At 74.4% G+C, this 1,735-nt stretch carries 1 protein-coding gene; it reads left to right on the top strand.

The features are described 5' to 3' along the window. Positions 1-32: 32 nt before the first annotated feature. Entirely contained in the window at positions 33-1,655 is a 1,623-nt protein-coding gene (locus FNH09_RS46285) for a hypothetical protein (RefSeq protein ID WP_162470122.1), read from the top strand. Positions 1,656-1,735 lie beyond the last annotated feature (80 nt).

The raw sequence follows: 1,735 nt of genomic DNA, 5'->3' as shown, positions 1-1,735 counted from the left end.
CTCCCGCCCGCACCCACCTCCAGGAGACAGCAGTGGCCCGGCGCCCCCTTCCTCGCATTCTGAGCAACGGCAGCGCGCAGATCGCCCGGAGCCGGGAGCTGGCCCGGACGGCGGCGGACAGCGCCACCGATGTCCTGCATCCGCTGATCACGATCGCTCGCGGTCTGCGCCGACTGGCCTCGGCCGGGCGGCGCAGGGTGGCCGAGACTCCCAAGGACAAGCGGGGTCCCCTGCTGTTCATGGTGGCCTCGGCGATCCTGGTCGTGGCCCTCATGCCGTACGGCCCGCTGCTCGCCGCCGTCACCCTGATGGCGGCGGCGGCATGGCACGGCAGGGACCGCACCCCGCCGGAGCCCGACGGCCCCGACGAGACCCAGACGCAGCGGCTCCAGTCGCTGCACGAGGCCCTGGTCCCGTACTTCTCCAAGGCCGAGGATCCCGCGCCGCTGTACGCGCACGGCGGCGACTGGGAGAAGACCTTCCCGTCGTACGAGTTCGACGACACGGGCCGCCTGACCCACCTGGTGATCCGCTACCCGGCCTACTTCACCGACGGCGAGGCCGCGGCGCGTGGCCGGATCGAGAAGCTGCTCACGGCGAAGTCGGGCCGGGGCCGCGAGTACCACTTCGGCTGGGACGAGGAGGGCAACCAGGTCACGGTCACGACCCTCCCCCCACTGCCCACCGACACCGCCGCCCAGCGCTTCGTCACGGCACCGGGCGAGACGGTGCTCGGCTTCACCGACCCCACCGAGATCCAGCGCACCCTGCCCCTTTCCTACGGCGAGGAGCAGCGTGACGTGCCGCCGGTGGTCTGGCGCACCGGGATCCGCTCCACCGAACCGCACCTGCTGGCGGTGGGCCAGCCGGGCAGCGGCACCTCCACGCTGCTGCGTTCCATCGCGCTGCAAGCCCTTCAGCACGGTGACGTGCTCGTCGTCGAGGGCGGCGGCACCGGCGAGTACGCCTGCCTCACCGGCCGGGACGGGGTCCTGGCGGTCGAGTGCGGGCTGGCCGGGGCCCTGGCCAGTCTGGAGTGGGCGGCCCACGAGACGGAACGCCGTCTGATCGCCGCCAACCGCGCCCGCCAGGAGGGCCACCCGCCGCCGGAGGACACCCGGCGGCCGCTGTGGATCCTGCTCGACCGGCCCAGCGCGTTCACGCACCTCGCCGCCGCCGACGACCGCACCGATCCGCAGGCCCTGCTCCAGGTGCCCCTGCGGCACGGCCGCGCGGCCCATGTGACGGTGGTCGTGGCCGAGCAGTTCGACGCCATGGACACGCTCAGCGACGCGGTACTCCAGCACACCCGCGCCCGTGCCGTGCTCGGTCCGGTCACGGCACAGCAGGTCGAGGCCGTCCTGGGCGCGCCGCCGCACACCACGCCCGCCGGTCAGGTGCCGCCCGGCCGCGGCTACGCCCGGCTGGGCGTCGGCCCGGTGCACCGCCTCCAGGTCCCGGCGACGCCCGACCCCTACGACGACGCGACCTCCGACGCGCACCGGCAGGCCGTACTGGCGCTGCTTCCCCTGCGCTCGACGCCGGCGGACGCGCAGCCGCAACAGCAGGAACAGCTGCCGCTACAGGAACAGGAGCCCGAGCGGGTGCCCTCGGAGTCGCTGCCGGCGAAGGCGGTGGTGGTGGAGCAGGCCTGACGACGGCCGTACGCCCGCCACCCCGGCCTCGCCCCTGCCACTACGCCACGAAGGTGCGCGGCGCCTCCGTCCCCGTGCCC

This window comes from Streptomyces adustus, from assembly GCF_009377175.1.
GTDB lineage: Bacteria > Actinomycetota > Actinomycetes > Streptomycetales > Streptomycetaceae > Streptomyces > Streptomyces adustus.
The sequence above is the reverse complement of the archived record's forward strand: the minus strand, read 5'-3'. Positions and strand labels throughout refer to the sequence as shown.